This is a genomic window from Marinococcus luteus, assembly GCF_034497705.1.
In the GTDB taxonomy this organism is placed as follows: Bacteria; Bacillota; Bacilli; order Bacillales; family Marinococcaceae; genus Marinococcus; species Marinococcus luteus_A.
Window position 1 is genome coordinate 33984 of the sequence record NZ_JAXRUV010000008.1, and the last position, 20488, is coordinate 54471.

Genomic DNA, 20488 nt, shown 5'->3' on the forward strand with positions numbered 1-20488 from the left:
GAAGCGTCCTGTGTTTGTAAGACGGAAAAAAGTGGAACAATACAGCGTAGAGAAACTTTGGAGACAGAAAGGAAGATTTTTATGCGCATATTGTTAGTTGGGGCTTCAGGTACGATCGGAAGTGCCGTATACGAACGCTTAAAGGACGAGCACGACATTCTTTGTGCCGGACGAAACGGCCGGGACGTGCAGGTGGATATGATGGACGAAAATAGCATCCGCCAAATGTACGAGAAAATCGGCCGTGTGGATGCGGTTATTGCAGCCTCCGGGAGCGCCGGCTTTGCCCCGCTCACTGAGCTGACTCCGGAAAAGAACCAGACGGCCATCAACAGTAAAATGAAGGGCCAGATCAACCTGGTGCTGCTAGGCATTCCATATGTAAATGACGGCGGCAGCTTCACGCTTACATCCGGCGTCATGATGGATGATCCTATTCCTCAGGGAACGTCCGCTGCGATGGCAAACGGTGCTGTGAAGGGCTTCGTCACCTCTGCGGCTATTGAACTGCCAAGGGGGATTCGTATTAACAATATCAGTCCGAACCTGTTGACCGAATCGGCAGAAAAGCTTGGCGGCTTTTTCCGCGGCTTTGATCCCGTACCGGGGGCTAAAGTTGCCCTTGCATATCAGAAAAGCGTCGAAGGCCGGCAGACCGGCCAGACGTACGAAGTATACTAATAAAAAGCTCCGGAGCACAGGCGAATATCTGTGCTCCGGAGCTTTTTTAGGTATGAAGCGCGTGGACGGCTAGCGTATTCAGGTAGTCCTTCATCGTCTGTGCAAGGCTCCGGTTATACAGAATCGCGGCCGGATGATAGATCGGAAAAATATTGTAATTTTTCTTCGTCCAGACGTATGATGCGGCTTCTTCATCCCAATGCTGCACTGGAGACGTTTGAATTCTGCCGGTAACATCGCCGAGTCTGGGGCTTTTTCCGAGCAGCCGCTGGTAGGCGATTTTTCCCATCGGCACAAGCCACTCGGGCTGTACCTGGGATATTTCATAATCCAGTACAGGCGCATGGGCCTGTATTTCTTTCTGGTTTGGCGTCCGATTGTATTTCCGGCGCACCCCGGCCTTCGTCTGTCCCCATTTAAACGGACGGCTTCGCACGGCGCTTGTAACGTAAATATCATCCCGTTTAATGTTCAAGTCGTCTAGATACGAGTCAAAAATGACTCCCGCTCTGCCGCTGAAGGGAATGCCGTTATGAATTTCGGTTTCGCCCGGAGCTTCTCCGACAAACATAATCGTGGCATCCGCCGGCCCGGCGCCCGGCAGAAACCCTTCACAGTCAAATGGTTCAATGCGTTCGTTGGCGAGTTGTACTAAAGAAGAAGGCAGCTGCATAGTTATCATCCTTTTTTATAGGTTCTTTTGCCGCTAATAGGTTTGTACCCGAATTGGCGAGGAATAATGAGCGTAAGAACAATTTTGATTAGGGAGGCAGCAAAATGAAACCATCCGATCAATATTTTTTCCCGACATATGAAGAAGCAAAAAGGGCTTTCCGGAAAAGAAGCGCAGACGTGGCAGCGGTCTGGCCAGAGGCCTCACTGACCCAGTACACTGTCGGAGAGCCGGAAAACAATAACACGACCGATATTATTGCAGCGGACGCCAACTACCATTCCAGTACGCTGATTGTCGTCACCACCGGCGTGCACGGGATAGAAGGATACGCAGGGTCGGCGCTTCTGCAGTTGTTTATCGACGAGTATTTGACCCAGCTGAATCCGAATACGACCGGCATACGTCTTGTGCATGCCGTGAACCCGTGGGGGATGAAAAACCGGCGGCGGGTGAGTGAAAATAACGTGGATCTGAACCGTAATTTTATGAAGAATTGGAACAATGTGCCTGCTTCACTGAACAAGCGATTTGAAAAAGAAAAGAAACATTTTGTGCCGGAGGGACCGGTGAAAAGCTGGAAAAAACAGCGCAGGGATTTGTTGGGCGCTCTCGGGGCAAAGGTGTTTAAGCGAGGCGTATCCGGGCTGGAAAAAGCAGCAACGATGGGACAGTACCAGTATCCAACCGGTATTTTTTACGGCGGAGCAGCTTATGAAGAGCCGGTGGAAAAGCTCCTGTCACGTATGGATGAGTGGGTAAAGGAATACGAAACGGTCGTCCATATTGACATTCATACCGGACTTGGCCCTGCCGAACAGCTGTGGCTACAGGTGCCACATTCAGACCCGCGCAAGGAAAAGCAGCTCCAGAAGCAGTTCGACCATCCCGAGGTAAACGATGTACAAAAAACGGATGTACGGGAAATTAAAGGCGAGGATGCAGAATACGTGAAGGATGTCTACAGCCGGAGGCATCCGGATAAGTATATCTTTTCCTGCCTGCTTGAGTTTGGCACGATCGGCAACCGGCTGCCTGACCAGATGAGGGCGCTCGATATTGTTGTACACGAAAACCAGTACTACTGGTACGGGGCAAAAAAAGAAGCAGACGCCCGTAAGCTGCAGAAGGAATTTCATCAGCTCTTCGACCCACCGGAGGAAAGCTGGAGGCAGGCAGTGCTGAAAAAGGGAAAGGCAGGCTTTGATCTCGTGCTTGAAAAAGAAGCGGGTGTACGGCTCGTTAAAAAATAAGCGCAGGATAGAAACAGGGCATGCAGCTTATTCGAAAACAGAATCTTTCGCGGCAGCGCACTGCCATATAATAGAGTAAGAAGATTTTTAAATATAAGGAGGAAGAGCATGGATAAATCATCCATTGCGCCGTTAATCGACAGCTTTAAGGAATTATTTCCGAAGGAGACCTCGTTCGCTGCTGCGAGCACAGATGCGTTCATCTACTATAAGCCAAGCCGGTCGGTCGACCTGTCGATCACTCCGGGTGACAGGGTGGTGCAGGATACGGTCAGCTACCATTCTCTGGTCCGGAAAAAGAAAACGTCCCTACATGTGAGCAGTCACGTGTTCGGCGTCCCTTACTACGGAACGTCGGTGCCGATTATTCAAAAAAATGAACTCGTTGGCTGTCTGACCGCAATTACCGTGCCCGGCGAAGCCCCGGAGGAGCTCAAAATATTGACGATGCAGCATGAAAACGGATGGAAACCCTTCCCCTACAGCGACGTTTCCTATATGGAAGCATACGACCGAAAAACGTGGATGCAGACGAGCGAAGAAAGGGGCACAAATAAATTCACGCTGCACCAGCTGGAGTGGCTGCTGCCGGAGGATACGTTCATCCGCTGTCACCGTTCATTTATCGTGAATATAAACAAAATCCGGGATATTCAGCCGGATTCGCATTCCACCTTTACGCTCATTATGGAGGACGGGTCCCGGGTGCCGGTTGGACAGACGTATGCAAGCAGCTTCCGGTGGCGGCTGCAGTTCTGATTCATCCGTATATATGCTGGTTTATTCATGAATACCGGTCGTTTGTGCATAATTGAAAGAATCTTATGACACATCCTGCTACGCTGTACAAAAAGAAATGAGGGTTTACCGTGAACAACGACCTCCATCAGGTACTTCGGTACAACGACTTAAAGAAACGTATCATGGACAGTGAAACAGCAGCAGGATGGATAAAGAATGGAATGACTGTGGGCCTGAGCGGCTTTACACGTGCAGGAGATGTAAAAGCTATGCCCGGGGCTCTTGTGGAAAAAGCGAAGCATGAAGAATTCTGTCTCGATGTTTATACCGGTGCGTCGCTCGGTTCGGATACGGACCAAATCATGGCTGACGCCGGCATTGTTTGTAAGCGATTACCTTTTCAGGTGGACCAGCGGATGCGCGAAGAGGTTAACCGGGGAAATATTTCGTTTATTGACCAGCATCTGTCCCACACTGCAGAAGGTGTGCGCGACGGGTCGCTGAACCGCATTGATGCCGCAATCATAGAAGCAGTAGCAATTACCGAAGAAGGATGGATCGTGCCTTCCACCTCGGTAGGTAACTCGGCGGTTTTTGCAGAAGAGGCTGATATGATTATTGTCGAACTGAATACGGCGCAGCCTGCCGAACTGGAAGGGATGCACGACATTTACCATATGGTCCGGCAGGGAGAAAGAGGTCCGATCCCGCTAAGGGACGTAGAGGACCGGATTGGCACCACCGCCATTCGTGTGGACCCGGAAAAAATTCAGGGCATCATCATCACGAATGAACTGGATTCGCCGTCAACCGTCACTAGTCCGGACGAAACGACAAAGGCGATGGCGGGACACCTGATCGATTTTTTGAAAGAGGAATACGGGCACGGAAACGCTGAGAAAGAGCTCCCGCCGCTGCAGTCCGGCATCGGCACAGTGGCAAACGCAGTGTTTCACGGTCTTCTGGATTCGGAATTCACGAATCTGGAGGTGTACTCCGAGGTGCTTCAGGATGCCGTGTTTGATCTGATGGACGCCGGCAAAGTCCGGTTTGCGTCAGGCTGTTCAATTACCCTGTCAGGAGAGAAGATGGATGAGGTGTTTCCGAAGCTTGAAGATTACCGGGAGCAGCTGGTTCTGCGTCCGCAGGAGTTATCCAATCACCCGGAAATCATCCGGCGCCTCGGCCTTATTTCCATTAATACGGCCCTTGAAGCGGATATTTACGGGAACGTTAACTCCACCCACGTGAATGGCACGAATATGATGAACGGCATTGGCGGATCCGGCGACTTCGCCCGCAACGCCCGCACGGCTATCTTCGTTACTAAATCAATAGCTAAAAACGGTGATATTTCAAGTATTGTGCCGTTTGTTTCCCATGTGGATCATACGGAGCACGACGTAGATATTCTTGTGACGGAGCAGGGTTATGCCGATTTGCGGGGACTTGCCCCCCGGGAGAGAGTGGCAGAAATTATTCAGCACTGCGCGCATCCGCTTTACCAGGAGCAGCTGTGGAGCTATTTTCAGCGCGCCTGTAAGGAAGCCGGCGGCCAAACGCCGCATCTGCTGGAAGAGGCCTTCTCCTGGCACATACAGATGCAGAAGGAAGGAACGATGCGGGAAGCTGCGGTGAAAATCTAAAGTCAAGAAACAAAGCGTAAAATTCACATTCCCCAATGATCTTGTGAACTTCTCCTGGTACCAAAATGTTATTCAGATGAAACGGGAAGAGCTGTAAAAAAATCATGCATTATTAATTTGGCTGAAGCCGGGGCGGGTGCTCCGGCTTCAGCTTTTGCTACTGGGATTGGCATTAGCGTTTAATTGTGGGAAAGTAATGAAAAGCAGTTTGAAATATCATTAAAGCGTTTGAAAGGGTGCTATCGGAATGAATCAATATATTTGCAGTGAGTGTGAACAGATTCATCCGATCATTCTCACTATCTGGAAATGCCCGGTGTGCGGAGGAGTATTGGATCTTTTAAAAGAAACGCCTTCCGTAAACTCGGAGGTGTGGGAAAGCTATCCACTATCCATCTGGAGGTACGCAGAAACGATGCCTTTTTCGAAGGAAACTCGGCCATGGGAAGCCGTGTCTATGGGAGAAGGCCAGACTCCGATGCTTCCTTTATCACCCGGAGATTCTGACGTATACGTTAAAGTGGACTACATGATGCCAACATTATCATTTAAGGACCGTGGCGCGGTGGCATTGATAACAAAAGCAAAAGAGCTGGGCGCGAAAAAAGTAATCTCGGACAGCAGCGGAAACGCCGGCACCGCCATGGCTGCCTACGCGGCCCGGGCAGGTATTGCCTGTGACGTATACGTAAGTGCTGAGACGTCACCGAAAAAAATCGATCAAATCAGTGCCCACGGAGCCCGTATTCAAAAAATCCAGGGGGCCCGGGAAGAGGTGGCCGCAGCCGCCCAGCGGGCAGTCGAACAGGAGCAGGTATTTTATGCGAGCCATGTGTATAACCCGTATTTTTTTGAAGGCACCAAATCATATGCGTATGAAATATATGAACAGCTCGGACGTGCGCCTGAAACCGTGATTGTTCCCGTAGGTAACGGGACCCTGCTTTTAGGAGCTTACTATGGTTTTCACGAGCTGCTGGCAAATAATCTGATTAACCAGATGCCGAAAATCTTGGCAGTGCAGGCTGACAACTGCGCCCCGTTGGTCCAGGCTTATGAAAAGGGGGCTGAAATAGCGGAGCCGACTGCTGCGGAATCTACACTCGCGGAGGGGATTGCCATCGCAGCGCCGGCGCGATCGGCGCAAATTCTGCAGGCCGTTCGTCAAACAAACGGTACGTTCATCCGGATTCCGGAAGGAGAAATAATAAGTGCGAGGGAAGCTCTGGCCGACAAAGGGTTTTATGTAGAAATTACCTCGGCCATTAACTATGCGGGATATCTTCAGTACCAAAAAGAAGAAAGCGAAACGGTAGTTATCCCCCTCTGCGGAGCAGGGATCAAATCATCGTAATAGGATTTATGCTGATATTTCTGGAGAAATTAATTCACACAAACAGTCTAGGAGTGGCTGAGAAACTGGCAGTCGTAATGATTTTGAAGCTGCTTAATATATGTCGATATAAAATTGTTGATTTCCTTTTGAGGAGGGCTTTTGTTTTTTTATTAAACACATATTTTTGCTCCTGTAAAGACAGATAATTTGCCATTTGTTTTTCGCGGCGGATAGAATAAGTGTATAACTCGTTTTCCGGCATCGCGAATATGCTTCCCAAAGAGGAGTGAGGCAGATGATTGATTTTTTGATTATTGGTGGCGGTATCGTTGGTACAGCACTTGCGCATGAGCTTTCCCATTACCGGGGACGAACGGTGGTTCTGGAACAAGGACGTACGCTCTCCGGCGTCCAGTCGACGCATAACAGCGCGCTTGTCCATCCCCCTGCAATGATGCCGGCAGCCAAAGGAAAAATGAAGTCTGAGCTTGGGAGAAACGGAAGCCGTCTTCACCGGATATTAGCGGCACGCTTTGATGTGCCTGTTTTTCAACACGGAGCGATCGCGACGGCACGTACGGAGGAAGAGCTTGAAAAACTACACCGGCTGAAGCGGCAGAGTGAGGCAGAAGGTGTTCACACGATCACCATGTTAAGCCGGGAAGAAATGCTTGAGCGGGAACCAAATCTGCACCCGGAGCTCAAAGGCGGCCTGTTTATGCCCGAAGCCATGAGTGCAGATACTGCTGTGCTTACAGACCGGCTTGCCTCCAATGCCCGCCTTAACGGGGCGGAAATTTATTTGAACACCGAAATGGTGGATTTGCGGAAAGCGGAAACGGGATTTGAAGTGGAAACCACAGAGGGGTCCGTTTTTCCAAGCCGGTTTGTGATTAATGCCGCCGGAGCCGCCGCTGCTTCCGTTGCCGGGATGATCGAGGATCGCGTGCCGTTTGAGCCGGTCCCGAGGCGCGGAGAATATATGGTGCTCGGAAAACAGGCTTCAGGATTTATTAATCACATCATTTACCCGCCGCCGACAAGCCGGACGAAGGGGATCCTGATCATTCCCCAGCCGGACGGAACCATCCGTCTCGGGCCGACAGATATAAAACAAAACAGCTTCCGCTTCGCTCTTCCGACAAAAGAAGGAATGGAGCAGATCAAAAATGAAATCAACATGCTTGCAGCAGGCATTCCTTATGAACTCACGGAGCGCCATTACGCCGGTATCCGCTCGAGCATTACCGACCCGGATTTCTATATCCGGCCCTCGGCGAAGCATCCGCGTCTGATTCATCTGGCCGGGCTGGACTCGCCGGGGGTAACTGCCGCTCCCGCGATTGCCTCGTATGTCGTATCCGATATTATTCAAAACATCGAATCAGTGGAACGAAAGATCGAGCCTGATTTAACCGCATACTGACGGTGATCGGGCTGAGGTTTCTTGAAAGAGCTTACAAGATTAAAATCAAGATTGCAAAGCATCGTAGAATGGCTGTGACAATGGCTTGCCTAACGAGAGGGGACATTCATGAAGGCTTTAGTGACAGGTTTTACAGGGAAGGTTGGATATGAGGTTGCCCAAAAGCTGATGGCCAAAAATATCCCTTTTGTGGGTGCTGTACGGAACCCCGAAAAAGCCAAAGCGGAATTTGGTGATGGTTATGAATTTGTAACGCTGGATTTTTCGAAGCCTGAGACGTTCGATGAAGCTCTTGGGCAGGTGGATCGTATATTTTTAATGTATCCCCCGGGAGATAATCTGCAATTCGGCAGCTTTTTAGAACAGGCTAAAAAGCATGGCATGCAGCATATTTCTTATTTATCGTTAAAGGATGTGCAGTTTATGCCATTCATTCACCACTATAAGATGGAGAAATTGATTAAAAAATCAGGCATCCCCTATACGTTTGTGCGTGCGGGCTACTTTATGCAGAACTTGAACGATTTTTTGGGTAAAGAAATTAAAGAAAGGCGGCGCATTTTTGTGCCGGCCGGCAAAGGAAAAACGAGCTTTGTGGATACCAGGGATCTGGCGGAAGTATCAGTCGAAGCATTAATGCATCCTGTGACCCACCGGAATACAAGCTATGTCCTCACAGGCGGGGAGGCTCTTGATTTTTATGAAGTGGCGACCATTATGACGGATATTTTGGGTGTCGATATTGAATATGCCGATCCATCGGTAAAAGAGTTCAAAGAATTTATGAAACAAATGAATATGGACGAAAGATTTACTAATGTGGTCATCGGCATTCACGTTCCCACGAAGCTCGGACTCGCAAAAGGAATTACGCATGATTATCAGAAAGTAACAGCGAAAGAGCCGATAGATATACGAACGTATATTAATGATTTTAAAAGCAGTTGGATATAGAAAAACCCACCCCCGGCATGATAAGAAAAATCTCGTGTCCGGGAGTGGGTTTTTTGTTATGATTTTAACAAATTCGTATAACTCGTCTATTAAAGGGTGTCAGCCGTCATTTCTCGGCAGTGGATAAAACCCATTGTAAAGCTGCTGCCATAGCGGCTCTGGAACATGGTATTTCGTTGGCTCGTTTGGATCAAAGGTGGCGTTGATCTCGTGCTCGCGGCCCTCCTGAATTTTTCGCACAAACTGATAATCGAGCAGCAATTCCCGTCCGAGGCAAACTAGTTCTGTGCCAGTCTCCAGAGCACTCAGGGCGTCGTCTGCCGTAAAAATGGAGCCGATACCGACTAGCGGAGCACGGCCATCAATCCAATCATGGATCAATTGAATCCGTTTTTGTCCGTTGTACTGGCCTTCCCGTGTTTCGGAATGAATATCCATGAGCGACACATGGAAATAATCCAGCGGCTGCTCGGCCAAATGATTAATCAATTCCTTCGTCAGCTCCATCGTGATGCCCGGGGATTCGGCTTCTTCCGGGGAGAAACGGTAGCCCACGATAAAATCGTCGCCGCCGTATTCCCTGGCTGAGGCGGTTACCTCGTGGACCACAGCCAGTGGAAACTTAAACGGGTCAGCCCACTCATCGTCGCGGCGATTATAATACGGAGACACAAACTGCTGAATGAGATAGTGGTTGGCGCCGTGGATTTCCACGCCGTCGAAGCCTGCCTGGGCTGCACGCCTCGTCGCTTCCCCGAACGCCTGAATCGTTTCTTTGATTTCTTCGTTAGTAATTGGCCGCGCCTGATGCTTTTGCGGCTCGCCAAAGCTCGCCAGTTCAATTTCACTTGGCGCTGCCACGTCACCACCGGGAGTTAATTTGGGCAGAGACTGGGCTCCGCCGTGATGGATCTGGGCGACAGCTTTTGCACCGTTCTTTTTCATGACAGCGGCCTGCTGGCGCAGGCCCTCGATATCCGAGTCTCTGGCAATCGACGGCTGTCCGGGGAAAGCTTTCCCCAGAGCAGTTACATTACTTGCTGCGGTAATAGCGAGACCGACATCCTCCGACCGTTTTTCAATGTAAGGAAGCTCGCGGTCGGAAATGGTGCCATCCTCGTTGGAGGACACATGGGTTAATGGCGCCAGTACGAAGCGGTTTCTTAGTGTAACTCCATTCGGTAATGTCAAAGGTTGAAATAATGGGGTATATTTTTCGTTCATTGCTTAAGCCCTCCTTCTGCCAGAATACTATAGCACGATCCAAAAGGACTTCGCGAAAATGTTGCTTATCGTTTTCATCATCTTACATATATGAACACTTTGTGTCCATTCATGTGAAATGATTCACAATAAAATTAAATATGGTATATTAAAGATAAGAAGTTTGTGAATATATTCACAAAAGGAGGATTCATAATGATTATTCGTTTTTTGAAGGAATCGACGATCGCGACGGTACTGTTTCTGGTAGCACGCTTGTACTTAGGCTGGACGTGGCTCACTTCAGGACTTGGGAAAATTACAGAGGGCTTTAATCCTGGCGGTTTCCTGCAGGGAGCGGTCGCTGAACCGGTTATGCAGGGCGGGGGCACAGCAGCAGCTTACCCATGGTACACAGCTTTCCTGGAAAATGTCGCTATTCCGAATGCCGGCCTGTTTGGCTTTCTCGTCATGTGGGGTGAAGTACTGGTAGGTGCCGGCTTAATTGTTGGCTTGTTTACAACCACTGCTGCCTTCTTCGGTGGCACGATGAACATGGCATTTCTGTTGGCGGGTACAGTGTCGACGAACCCGATCATGCTTATTCTCGCTATCCTCATTCTGGTTGGTAAAGGTAATGCCGGTAAAATCGGTCTCGACCGCTTTGTTCCAGCTTTAAAAGGAAAAGTCGGACGGGGGCCTAAAGAACAACAAACACCAAAAGCCGCATAGCGGCAGCTGAGAAGCCCTTGTATGAGGGCTTTTTTGCATGAAGAAATGTGTAATAGTATCGAAAGGCGCGGAATAATGTTTATGAAAAGCCCGTGGTGGTAAGATATATGATAGCAGTATTAAAGTGAAAAATAGTTAATAATGTTTGATAGATAGCTGTGTTTTAGAAGGGAGGCCGTATCCGTGGAATTTATTATAGGTATTCTGCTGCTTATCGTATTTGTTTTTCTGGCTATTCGTATGGCCGGCTGTTTCTTTAAGTTTATCCTGCCGGTGGCCATTGTACTCGTGATCGCTTATTTCATCTACCGTTCTATACAGGGCGGCTGACAGTGGATAAATGAAAATCCCGCTTTTCAGTTTCTACTGAAAAGCGGGATTTTTTTATGCTTCGGTTTCGTCTTTATTCGTTTGGTCGACCATGCGGACGAGCGCTTTGGCAATAGCATCTTTTTCATCTTTTTCGGCATTCTGCCAGAGCTCGTTCAATACTTTCTCTTCCCGGTTGCGAGGCTCTTCGTGCTTGGCCAGATGATCGGCGACACGTTTAGTAGCTTTCGCCAGTCCTTTTTCTCCGAGGCCGATGCTTTCTCCTTTTTTCACCTGATCGCCCAGGTAGTTTTTGAATGTATTAAAATTCTGCATAATCTGGTCTTTGTCTTCCTGGTCCAGTTTTTCAACGTACTGTTCTGCTTTTTTTGGATCTTCTGCCATCATTATCTCTCCTTTAGATTGAGTATTAGTAAGGGCTTTCCTTTTTAAAGGAAAAAATAAACAAAAAGAAGAAAAGATGAGGCATAATACACAGGAGATAATAGCAGAAAAGGGGACTGCACTAATATTTCGTTAAAATTCATCTTTGCAGGACTAGAGTCTCCTGAATTTTTTCAGTGCCTGAGTGTTGACCAGGTATAAAAAACAGGCGTATACAACTAAACCCGCCAGGTGCTCCCAAATGTCAAGAAAGCCGTGCCCATAAACCATGACACCTTTAATGGAGGCAGCACCGTAATAAATAGGCATAATATAGGAAAGGTTACCAAGGTGATAAGGAATCAGGTCCAACGGGATCAGTCCTGAAAAAAACACTTGTGGAATAATTGTAAATGGGATCATCTGCACGACCTGTAACTCGGAGCTGGCGAAAATAGAGATCGTGGCCCCAAAAGAAACAGCGGTCATAGCCAATAAAACCATTGTGAGTAAAACCCAGCCGATGTTTCCTGCGGAATCCAGCTGCAGGACGAACATGGAATACAGCACCATGAGAATGGCTTGAACTACGGCAAAAACCCCATAGCCTATAGTATAGCCAAGAATCACCTCTGCCCGTTTGATCGGCGTCATCAATAATCGTTCGAGTGTGCCACCGCTCCTCTCTTTTACGAGCGCTATCCCTGAAATGATAAACACCAGGAAAAATGCGAACAGGGCAAGAAACACATATCCGAGGGAATCAAAGGTTGACTGGTTCTGCGAGCCATAAACGTAGGAGCTGTTTATTTGAGCAGAGGGGTTTAAGGAGGCCATTGCTGATTGAATCTCACTGGCAGCCTTCGTACTCTTGGTCGATGGCTCATACAAAGTGAGGCTCATGCCTGCATCCTTAGAGAGGATCAAAACGGCGTCCACTTTATTGTGCTCTTTTAAATAACTTTTTGCATGCCGGGCCTCATTATTTGTAACATCAATGGTATTCAACTCCTGTTCGTCCAGAGCGGCTATGAGAGAACTGGGCGCGGTGTTCTTATCAATTCCGACGACCGGTACGTAATCGGAATCACCGAGCAGGAAAGAAATCAGGGTTAAAATCAGCAGCGGTGCCACTAAAATCATCATGACGCTTCGTTTGTCATTTAATGTCTGTCGAATGACGCGTCCGGCTAAATAAATCACTTTGAATCGCCTTCTTCTTTGCTCGAAGCCATGAAAAATAGTTCCTCCACGCGACCGTTTTCCGTTTTTTCAAGCAGGGCTGGCAGGGCGTCATATTCAATCAGGCTGCCATTATAAATGAGAGCCGCCCGGTCACATTCATTCACTTCATCCATCACATGGGTGGAAACGATAATGGTTGTGCCGGCACGTTTAAATGCCTGAAATTGCTCCCAAACCTTGCGGCGCAGAACAGGATCGATGCCAACGGTTGGTTCGTCCAAAAACAATATAGTGGGAGAGTGTAAAACCGCAGCCGCAAGCGACAGGCGCTTCTTCATACCGTTGGAAAATTTTTTGACCAGCCGACTTCGGTGTTCTGTTAATTCCACCATCTCCAGGACGTCCTTAATACGTCTTTCAAGCCGGTGTTGGCCGAGTCGGTGAAGGCCCCCGAAAAATTTCAAATTGGCTTCAGCCGATAGGTCGTCATACAGCGCATTGTGCTGGGGCATAAACCCAATCTTTTTTAACATTTCCATGCTTGGCATTTGAGTATTTTCAAAATGAATTGTTCCCTGGTCCGCGGCGATGGCTCCGATCATCAGGCGTATCAGTGTTGTTTTGCCAGAGCCGGAAGGGCCGAGCAGACAGCAGATTTCTCCGGACGGAATCGTGAACGTAATGTCGTTGATGATCAGCTTTCGATCAAAAGATTTATTTACATGCGAAACATGAATATCCATTATCAGGCCTCCTGTGATAGACATGCTTATGACAATTATATTTTTGTTCAAATAAACAGTATAAATCAACAAGACTCTGCGAACAGCCGTTATTGTTCCTTATTCTATCAGTGGGCAACACTATCCTGCTTAATTATATTTTTTCACAGAAAGCCTTCCAGTCTTTCTGAAAAAAGTCTGGAAATTAATATGTTAGATAAGCTTACATAAAAGTTGTTTTCTGCGGTGATGTTGCTTAGACTACAAATCAACAGCAAAAACAGTATATAGGTTTCCGCCAGCTGGAAACGCCAATGCTTTCTAGGGTTCCGCTTCTTGAAAAAGAAGGTCAGGTCCGAGAGAAGGCGGTACGGGCAGTAATGTCTGTATACACGGAGGGACAAAAGCCCGGGAGAGTGAAAACTCTTCCGGGCTTTTTATTTATTTCAGGTGCTTATAATACCAAGGGAGGCTTCATGATGGAAAAGATAATTGAAGCAGGAAGCAAATGGTCGAATGTGGTGGCAAAAGGAAAAGCTGTCCGGTTTACCGCACTCGAAGACGGGGCCAACATTTCACTTCTGCTGTACAACGCTAAAAATACGACAGACCGTTACAATATGCCCGATTCGTTAAAGGCGCAGCACACATCGAAACTTACGAAGGGAAACATTCTGATGACCGATAATGGCCGGGCAATGGCAAGCATTATTGAAGACAGCTCAGGCTGGCATGATCCTATCGGCGGCTATTCGACAAGAGAAGGCACCGACAGCAAGTACGGTGAAACCACGTTTCAAAAGCTGTTGAACGATTACTACCGGAGCGGTGAGGAAAACATCGTCAAGGAACTGATGCGTCACGGCCTAACGAAAAGAGATCTGGTGCCGAATATCAATTTATTTTCAAAAATCTATGCCGATGAATCCGGCAGCATGCATTTTGACCCGGAGCACGCCAAGGCGGGTGACACGGTGACGCTCCGTCTGGAAATGGACAGCTTAATGATTATCTCCAATACGCCAAATCCACAGGACCCGGCAGCGAATTTTCCGTCAGTCCCGGTGAAAATGGAAGTATTTAATGTAAAGGAAGCAGACGAACAGGACTATTGCGTCAACTATCATCCGGAAAACAGACGGGCGTTCGAAAATACATGGGAATATCATTCATTACTAGTGTGAAGGGGAGTTTAACATGAATATGCTCGCAAAGGTACAAAGTGAAAGAACCGCGGAAACGGCCGTATATGAACAGTTGATTCCGGCAGGCGAAGGGTGGATCAGAGAGCTGCAGCCCGGCCAGGTGTTCCGGATTGAAGATGTGGAAGGAAATGAAGCAGCTGATACGCTCTTTTTTGATACGGAGCACCCGGAGGATCATTACAGTGCGATTAACACCATCAACGCTCAAAACAATATTTATTTAACGGCAGGTTCATTACTGAAAGCCGAGTCCGGAAAGGATCTGCTTGAAATTACGGCAGACACAGTCGGCCGGCACGATACACTCGGAGGAGCCTGCTCGTCACAGAGCAATACGGTCCGTTACGCTCATGACCGGGAGCCGATGCACAACTGCCGCGATACGTTTATGTACCAGCTGGCCAAATACGGTCATGACTACAGCAAGCGCGATATTGCGCCGAATATTAACTTTTTCATGAACGTGCCGGTCACGCCGGGAGGCGGCCTAGATTTTGATGACGGCATTTCAGGACCCGGTTATTATGTAGAAATGACAGCCAGGTGTGCAGTAACTGCCCTCATCAGCAACTGCCCGCAGCTGAATAACCCGTGCAGCGGTTTTAATCCAACACCGCTTCGTGTACTCATCTGGGATAAATAAATTACTAAAAGGAGAGAGGCTGAATGTTTCAAAAGGTACTCATTGCAAACCGTGGAGCAATTGCGGTCAGAATTGAAAGAACATTAAAAAAATTAAATATTCCGTCTGTAGCTGTGTATACGAAAGCGGATCGCGACAGTCTTCACGTGGCATACGCCGATGAAGCAGTAAATATTGGTGAAGGGCCCCCGCAGGAAAGCTATCTGAATGAAAAAAAGATTCTGGAAACAGCGCTTGAAACAGGAGCGGACGCGATTCATCCCGGGTACGGCTTTCTGAGTGAAAATGCTGATTTTGCACGCGAATGCGCGAAGCAGAACATTACGTTTATCGGACCGGAGCCGGAGCAGATGGAGCTGTTTGGGCTAAAGCATACGGCCCGTGCTTCTGCTAAGGAAGCAGGCGTTCCTCTGCTCCCCGGCACAAATCTTCTCTCAGGGCGGGACGAAGCGGTGGAACAGGCAGCGGCCATCGGCTACCCGGTCATTTTAAAAAGCACGGCTGGCGGCGGCGGAATAGGCATGCGTATCTGCGAAAATGAATCGTCGCTTCACGAAGCATATGAAGGTGTTAAACACCTGGCGGAATCCAATTTTAATGACGGCGGCATGTTTTTGGAAAAGTACATTCCAAGCGCCCGTCACATCGAAGTTCAGATCTTTGGCAATGACAGCGGGGAGGTTGTGGCATTAGGCGAACGGGACTGCTCGCTGCAGCGGAGAAACCAAAAAGTTGTGGAGGAAACGCCGGCACCAAATATTACAGAGGAAACGAGACAGGAAATGTGGCAGGCTGCCGAGCGTCTGGCGAAGACGTCAGGATACAGAAGTGCCGGTACGGTCGAATTCTTGTACGATCCGGATGAACGCGAGTTTTACTTTCTGGAAGTAAACACCCGCCTTCAGGTAGAGCACGGAGTAACAGAGGAAGTACTTGGCATCGACCTCGTGGAATGGATGGTAAAAGAAGCAGCCGGCAGCTGGAAGGATCTTGCGGCGAAAGTGCCTGCCTCATCAGGGCACAGCATTCAGGCCCGGGTGTATGCAGAAGACTGCGGCCGCGATTTCCGTCCGAGCGCCGGCCATATCGACCATGTCATGCTGTCGGAAAAGGCGAGAAACGAGACCTGGATCCAAAACGGCGTGGAGACGACAACGCTGTACGACCCGATGCTTGCCAAAATCATCGTGCACGCCGACAGCCGGGAGGGGGCTCTCAATAAGCTGTACGAGGCGCTTGGAGAAACCCGTTTTTACGGAGTCACCACAAACCGTCAATACGTCCGCGGACTTCTGCAGGAGCCCCGGGTACGGGAAGGAAACGTATTTACCCGCCTGCTGAATGATTTCGATCCGGCGGAAAAAGCACTGGAGGTGCTGGACGGAGGCGTTCAGACGACCGTGCAGGACGTGCCGGGAAGAACCGGTCATTGGGACGTCGGTGTCCCGCCGTGCGGGCCGATGGATCCCTTCGCCTTCAGACTTGGAAATGCACTGCTGAATAATCCGGAAGACGCAAGCGGTCTGGAGCTGACGCTGCAGGGAGGATCCTACGTTTTCCGGGATGACCTCACGTTCTGTGTTACCGGCGGTGACATGGGAGCTGCTCTTGAGGGAGAAGTCATCGCTTTATATAAAACGGTGCAGGCCAAAAAAGGCCAGACGCTGACGTTCGGTAAAACTACCGAAGGCATGAGAACCTATCTGCTGATTGAAGGTGGGTTTGATAAACCGAAGGTGCTTGGAAGCTCGTCTACGTTCACTCTTGGGGAGTTTGGCGGACATGCCGGAAGAGCCCTGCGCCCGGGGGATATTATCGGTGTGCGTGGCAGCGCAGACAGCCAAAAGCAGCAGTCGCTTGCTGCGGATGCGCGTCCGGAATTAAAGAGGGAGTGGACGCTCGGTATGATCCCCGGCCCGCACTGTACCCAGGAGTTTCTGCAGCCGGAATATCTGCAGCAGCTGGCAGAAGCAGAATGGGAAGTGCATTTTAACAGCTCCCGGACCGGTGTGCGCCTGATTGGGCCTGCGCCGGCCTGGACCCGTGAAGACGGGGGAGAAGCCGGCCTGCACCCATCCAATATTCATGATAATGCTTATGCGGTCGGAACGCTTGATTTAACAGGGGATATGCCAATCCTGCTCGGTCCGGACGGCCCAAGCCTGGGAGGCTTCGTCTGCCCGGTGACAACAGCTTCTGCGGAGTTTTGGAAAATCGGCCAGCTGCAGCCTGGAGACAAGGTGCACTTTCAGCTGCTGACGATTGAAGAAGCAAACGATCTCCGTCAGGCTCAGGAGCGGTTAATTGAAGGAGTAAGAGCAGGCCAGTCGGTCGAAGCAGCGGTGCTGCCAGATGAAAATGACGTGCTGGATCCGGAATACCCGCTGCTCGTCAATGCACAGGAGGGGCGCCGGTTTCCTATTACCGTCCGGATGAGCGGTGATGAGTATCTGCTGGTGGAATACGGCGAGATGGAACTGGATTTGAAGCTTCGCTTTCAGGTGCAGGTGCTCATGGAAGCAGTGGAAAAAGAGGGAGTGCTGCCAGTTATTGAAATGACTCCGGGAGTTCGCTCTTTGCAGATTCATATTGATCCGCTGCAGATGACGGTCCAGGAGGCCTCACAGCATGTGCTCCGGATTGACGAGGATCTTCCTCCGCTGGAGTCGATTCAGGTGCCTTCACGGATCGTAAAGCTTCCGCTTTCATGGAATGACCCGTCTGTACAGCTTGCCACCGAGCGCTACCAGCAGAACGTACGGCCGGATGCTCCGTGGTGCCCGGACAATCTGGAATTTATCCGGCGCATTAACGGTCTTGAAAGTATTGACGACGTAAAGAAGATTGTATTTGACGCAAACTATCTGGTACTTGGCCTTGGTGATGTGTATCTCGGGGCGCCGCTTGCTACGCCGACAGATCCAAGACACCGGCTTGTGACAACCAAATACAACCCCGCACGGACGTGGACGCCGGAGAATGCAGTCGGTATCGGCGGGGCATATATGTGTGTGTATGGCATGGAAGGCCCGGGCGGGTATCAGTTTGTCGGCCGGACCATCCAGATGTGGAACCGGCTGCAGGCAACGGAAAGCTTTGAGCCCGGAAAACCGTGGCTGCTCCGCTTTTTCGACCAGATTCAGTATTATCCGGTGACGCATGAAGAACTGACGGAACTGCGGGAGGATTTCCTGCGCGGCCGGTTTGAAGCAGATATTACAGAAACAACCTTCGATCTGGGCGAGTACCTGGCATTCCAGGAGTCGATTCAGGAAAGTGCTGCTGCATTTAAAGAAAATCAGCAGGCAGCCTTTCAGGCAGAACGTGAACGCTGGAAAGAGCAGGGTATTGCAGAGCATATCGAGGATGACAGCGGAAATGCTGCGGTGCTTGAAGAAGAGCTGCCCGCAGACGAGACAGCTGTTCGCTGCTCGATGCCGGGAAGTGTATGGAAGGTCGAAGTAACGGAGGGACAGTACGTAAATAAAGGCGATGTGCTGGTCATTGAGGAAAGCATGAAGATGGAATTTCCACAGCAGGCTCCTGAAGAAGGGTACGTAGCTTCCATTCATGTGGAGCCCGGAGACGAAGTGCAGGCAGGGCAGTTAATCGTCGGCCTGCGTGCAGAAAAAGAAAGCGAGGTGTCGGTTACATGACAGAACAATTAAATGTACAGCAGCTGTTAAGAGCTTATCGGAGCCGAAGTATAGAGCCCGAAGAAGTGATAGCCGGCATTCTCGAAAGATCCGGGAAATATCAGCACAAAAACATTTGGGTGCTGCCTCCATCTAAAGAGCGGATTCAGCCTTATATTGACCGGCTGGCTGCCTTTTCACCGGAGGAGCTTCCGCTGTGGGGCGTACCGTTTGCTGTGAAGGATAATATCGACGTAGCGGGATGGCCGACAACAGCTGGCTGTGAAGCATACACCTATACTCCGGAAAAGCACGCGACCGTAGTGAAGCGGCTCGTGGACGCCGGCGCCATTCCGGTTGGGAAAACCAATTTGGACCAGTTTGCGACAGGGCTCGTCGGCACACGAAGTCCCTACGGAGAAACGCACAACGGGCAGAAGGATGAATTGATCAGCGGCGGGTCAAGTGCAGGCTCTGCGGTAGCGGTAGCTTGCGGTCTGGCTGCCTTTTCCCTAGGTACAGATACTGCAGGGTCCGGGCGGGTGCCGGCCGCACTGCATGGGCTGATCGGGTGGAAATCATCCCTTGGCGCCTGGCCGATCGCCGGCGTCGTGCCGGCATGTGAAAGCCTGGACTGTGTGACGGTATTTGCCTGGGGGATAAATGATATTCCTCTTGTAGATCAGGTAGCCCGAGGTGTCGACCTGAATGATCCCTGGTCGAAGCCGTTCGGTCATTTAAAGAAGCAAAAACCGAAAAAATGGCTGCTGCCGGAAGAAGAACCAGAATTTTACGGCCCATATGAGGAGCAGTACCGAAAAGCATGGAAAAAAACAGTGGAGCAGCTTGAAGCAGGAGCAGAGGAAGTAGCCTATATAAATACGTCCATACTAAGCGAAGCGGCATCGGTGCTGTATGACGGTCCCTGGATTGCCGAACGCTGGGCAGGACTTGGCTCATTTGTGAAAAAACACCGCAATGAAGTTTTCCCAGTAACCGAAAAAGTGCTTTCCAAAGGAGAGGGCAGGGCATATGGGGCAGCAGAGCTGTTCGAAGCGATGCACCGGCTGCAGGAAATTAAGCACCGTACCGGGCAGTGGCTCGAAAACAATGTGCTCGTGCTTCCGACATGTGGAGGGACGTGGACAAGAGAACAGGTTCGAAAAGACCCGGTACAGACAAACAGTGACATGGGGAAATATACGAATCACTGCAATCTGCTTGATATGAGTGCGATAGCACTTCCTGGCGGGGAAGCAGCACCGGGGGTACCTTTTGGTGTGACGTTGTTCAGCCGTTCAGACGCAGAAAGTCTGCTCATGGGTGCGGCGGAAAGCTGGCAGCGGACAGAGCTTTCTTTGCCGGAAGAACCAGCCGAAAAGCTGATTGCTGTATGCGGGCTCCATATGAGAGGTTTTCCGCTTGAAAAGCAGATGACAGAGCACCGGGCCGAATTCGTGGAAGAAGCATCGACAGCCCCGAAATATAAACTGATCCGCCTGAATAGCGAACCGGCCAAGCCCGGCTTAATACGGGAGCAGACGGGAGAAGAAATTGAGGTTGAGCTGTGGCGGATGCCGATCGGGGAGGTGGGGAAGTTTGCCGCAAAGATTCCTGCTCCGTTAGGTATCGGCACGGTCAAGCTGAACGATGGACGCAGCGTGATGGGCTTTATTTGCGAAAGCAGTGCCGAAGGAGAAGATATCAGCTCCTTCAAGGGCTGGAAAAACGCAGAGGCGGCTAAATCATCGACGTAAAAA

18 protein-coding genes and 1 riboswitch are annotated in these 20488 nt (G+C 49.9%); of the genes, 13 read left to right on the plus strand and 5 right to left on the minus strand.

The genetic code is table 11. The features are described from left to right. The first annotated feature begins 81 nt into the window (after positions 1–81). The gene (locus Q9M42_RS12410) at positions 82–681 is read left to right on the plus strand and encodes a short chain dehydrogenase (RefSeq protein WP_322526784.1); all 600 of its coding nucleotides are present in this window, start codon (positions 82–84) and stop codon (positions 679–681) included. Between the two features lie 46 nt (positions 682–727). Here Q9M42_RS12410 and Q9M42_RS12415 read toward each other — a convergent pair whose 3' ends face one another. Continuing rightward, positions 728–1354: a uracil-DNA glycosylase gene (locus Q9M42_RS12415; protein WP_322526785.1), complete on the minus strand. Its 627-nt coding sequence runs from the start codon at positions 1352–1354 to the stop codon at positions 728–730. A gap of 104 nt (positions 1355–1458) precedes the next feature. On the opposite strand from Q9M42_RS12415, the gene Q9M42_RS12420 reads away from it, so the two are divergent. From Q9M42_RS12420 to Q9M42_RS12445, 6 genes are all read left to right on the plus strand, one after another. Continuing rightward, positions 1459–2607 carry a M14 family metallopeptidase gene (locus Q9M42_RS12420; RefSeq protein ID WP_322526786.1) on the plus strand — a complete coding sequence of 383 codons (1149 nt, stop codon included), beginning with the start codon at positions 1459–1461 and terminating at the stop codon, positions 2605–2607. Between the two features lie 108 nt (positions 2608–2715). Next, positions 2716–3366 (plus strand): LytTR family DNA-binding domain-containing protein, encoded by a 651-nt coding sequence (locus Q9M42_RS12425; protein WP_322526787.1) that lies wholly within the window; start codon positions 2716–2718, stop codon positions 3364–3366. A gap of 110 nt (positions 3367–3476) precedes the next feature. Next, entirely contained in the window at positions 3477–4994 is a 1518-nt protein-coding gene (locus tag Q9M42_RS12430; protein ID WP_322526788.1) for a succinate CoA transferase, read from the plus strand. 247 nt (positions 4995–5241) lie between these two features. Beyond that, positions 5242–6348 carry a threonine synthase gene (locus Q9M42_RS12435; RefSeq protein ID WP_322526789.1) on the plus strand — a complete coding sequence of 369 codons (1107 nt, stop codon included), beginning with the start codon at positions 5242–5244 and terminating at the stop codon, positions 6346–6348. 277 nt (positions 6349–6625) lie between these two features. Further along, positions 6626–7756 carry an NAD(P)/FAD-dependent oxidoreductase gene (locus Q9M42_RS12440; protein WP_322526790.1) on the plus strand — a complete coding sequence of 377 codons (1131 nt, stop codon included), beginning with the start codon at positions 6626–6628 and terminating at the stop codon, positions 7754–7756. Positions 7757–7864: 108 nt separating this feature from the next. Then, positions 7865–8710 (plus strand): SDR family oxidoreductase, encoded by an 846-nt coding sequence (locus tag Q9M42_RS12445; protein WP_322526791.1) that lies wholly within the window; start codon positions 7865–7867, stop codon positions 8708–8710. A gap of 99 nt (positions 8711–8809) precedes the next feature. Here Q9M42_RS12445 and Q9M42_RS12450 read toward each other — a convergent pair whose 3' ends face one another. After that, a complete protein-coding gene (locus Q9M42_RS12450; RefSeq protein ID WP_322526792.1) occupies positions 8810–9934 on the minus strand; it encodes an NADH-dependent flavin oxidoreductase in 1125 nt (374 codons plus the stop codon). 195 nt (positions 9935–10129) lie between these two features. Here Q9M42_RS12450 and Q9M42_RS12455 point away from each other — a divergent pair, with 195 nt between their 5' ends. Next, positions 10130–10645, plus strand: a complete 516-nt coding sequence (locus Q9M42_RS12455; protein WP_322526793.1) for a DoxX family protein — start codon at positions 10130–10132, stop codon at positions 10643–10645. Positions 10646–10828: 183 nt separating this feature from the next. After that, positions 10829–10975 carry a hypothetical protein gene (locus Q9M42_RS12460; RefSeq protein ID WP_322526794.1) on the plus strand — a complete coding sequence of 49 codons (147 nt, stop codon included), beginning with the start codon at positions 10829–10831 and terminating at the stop codon, positions 10973–10975. 54 nt (positions 10976–11029) lie between these two features. Here Q9M42_RS12460 and Q9M42_RS12465 read toward each other — a convergent pair whose 3' ends face one another. From Q9M42_RS12465 to Q9M42_RS12475, 3 genes are all read right to left on the minus strand, one after another. Next, the gene (locus tag Q9M42_RS12465) at positions 11030–11359 is read right to left on the minus strand and encodes a DUF3243 family protein (RefSeq protein WP_322526795.1); all 330 of its coding nucleotides are present in this window, start codon (positions 11357–11359) and stop codon (positions 11030–11032) included. A gap of 153 nt (positions 11360–11512) precedes the next feature. After that, a complete protein-coding gene (locus tag Q9M42_RS12470) occupies positions 11513–12541 on the minus strand; it encodes an ABC transporter permease (RefSeq protein WP_322526796.1) in 1029 nt (342 codons plus the stop codon). After that, the gene (locus Q9M42_RS12475) at positions 12538–13266 is read right to left on the minus strand and encodes an ABC transporter ATP-binding protein (RefSeq protein ID WP_322526797.1); all 729 of its coding nucleotides are present in this window, start codon (positions 13264–13266) and stop codon (positions 12538–12540) included. Before Q9M42_RS12475 ends, Q9M42_RS12470 begins: the two co-directional genes overlap by 4 nt. A gap of 289 nt (positions 13267–13555) precedes the next feature. Next, positions 13556–13662: riboswitch (guanidine-I (ykkC/yxkD leader) on the plus strand. Between the two features lie 62 nt (positions 13663–13724). Between Q9M42_RS12475 and Q9M42_RS12480 the strand changes: the two genes are divergently transcribed. The 4 genes from Q9M42_RS12480 to atzF are packed head-to-tail and all read left to right on the plus strand — an operon-like array spanning position 13725 to position 20485. Then, positions 13725–14429, plus strand: a complete 705-nt coding sequence (locus Q9M42_RS12480) for an urea amidolyase associated protein UAAP1 (RefSeq protein ID WP_322526798.1) — start codon at positions 13725–13727, stop codon at positions 14427–14429. Positions 14430–14448: 19 nt separating this feature from the next. After that, on the plus strand, positions 14449–15093 hold the full coding sequence (locus Q9M42_RS12485) for an urea amidolyase associated protein UAAP2 (protein ID WP_440972327.1): 645 nt from the start codon (positions 14449–14451) through the stop codon (positions 15091–15093). 23 nt (positions 15094–15116) lie between these two features. Beyond that, complete coding sequence (gene uca / locus Q9M42_RS12490; RefSeq protein ID WP_322526800.1) at positions 15117–18749, plus strand: urea carboxylase; 3633 nt, start codon at positions 15117–15119, stop codon at positions 18747–18749. Beyond that, a complete protein-coding gene (gene atzF, locus Q9M42_RS12495) occupies positions 18746–20485 on the plus strand; it encodes an allophanate hydrolase (RefSeq protein ID WP_322526801.1) in 1740 nt (579 codons plus the stop codon). The genes uca and atzF overlap by 4 nt, the downstream gene beginning before the upstream one ends. The last annotated feature ends 3 nt before the right edge of the window (positions 20486–20488 follow it).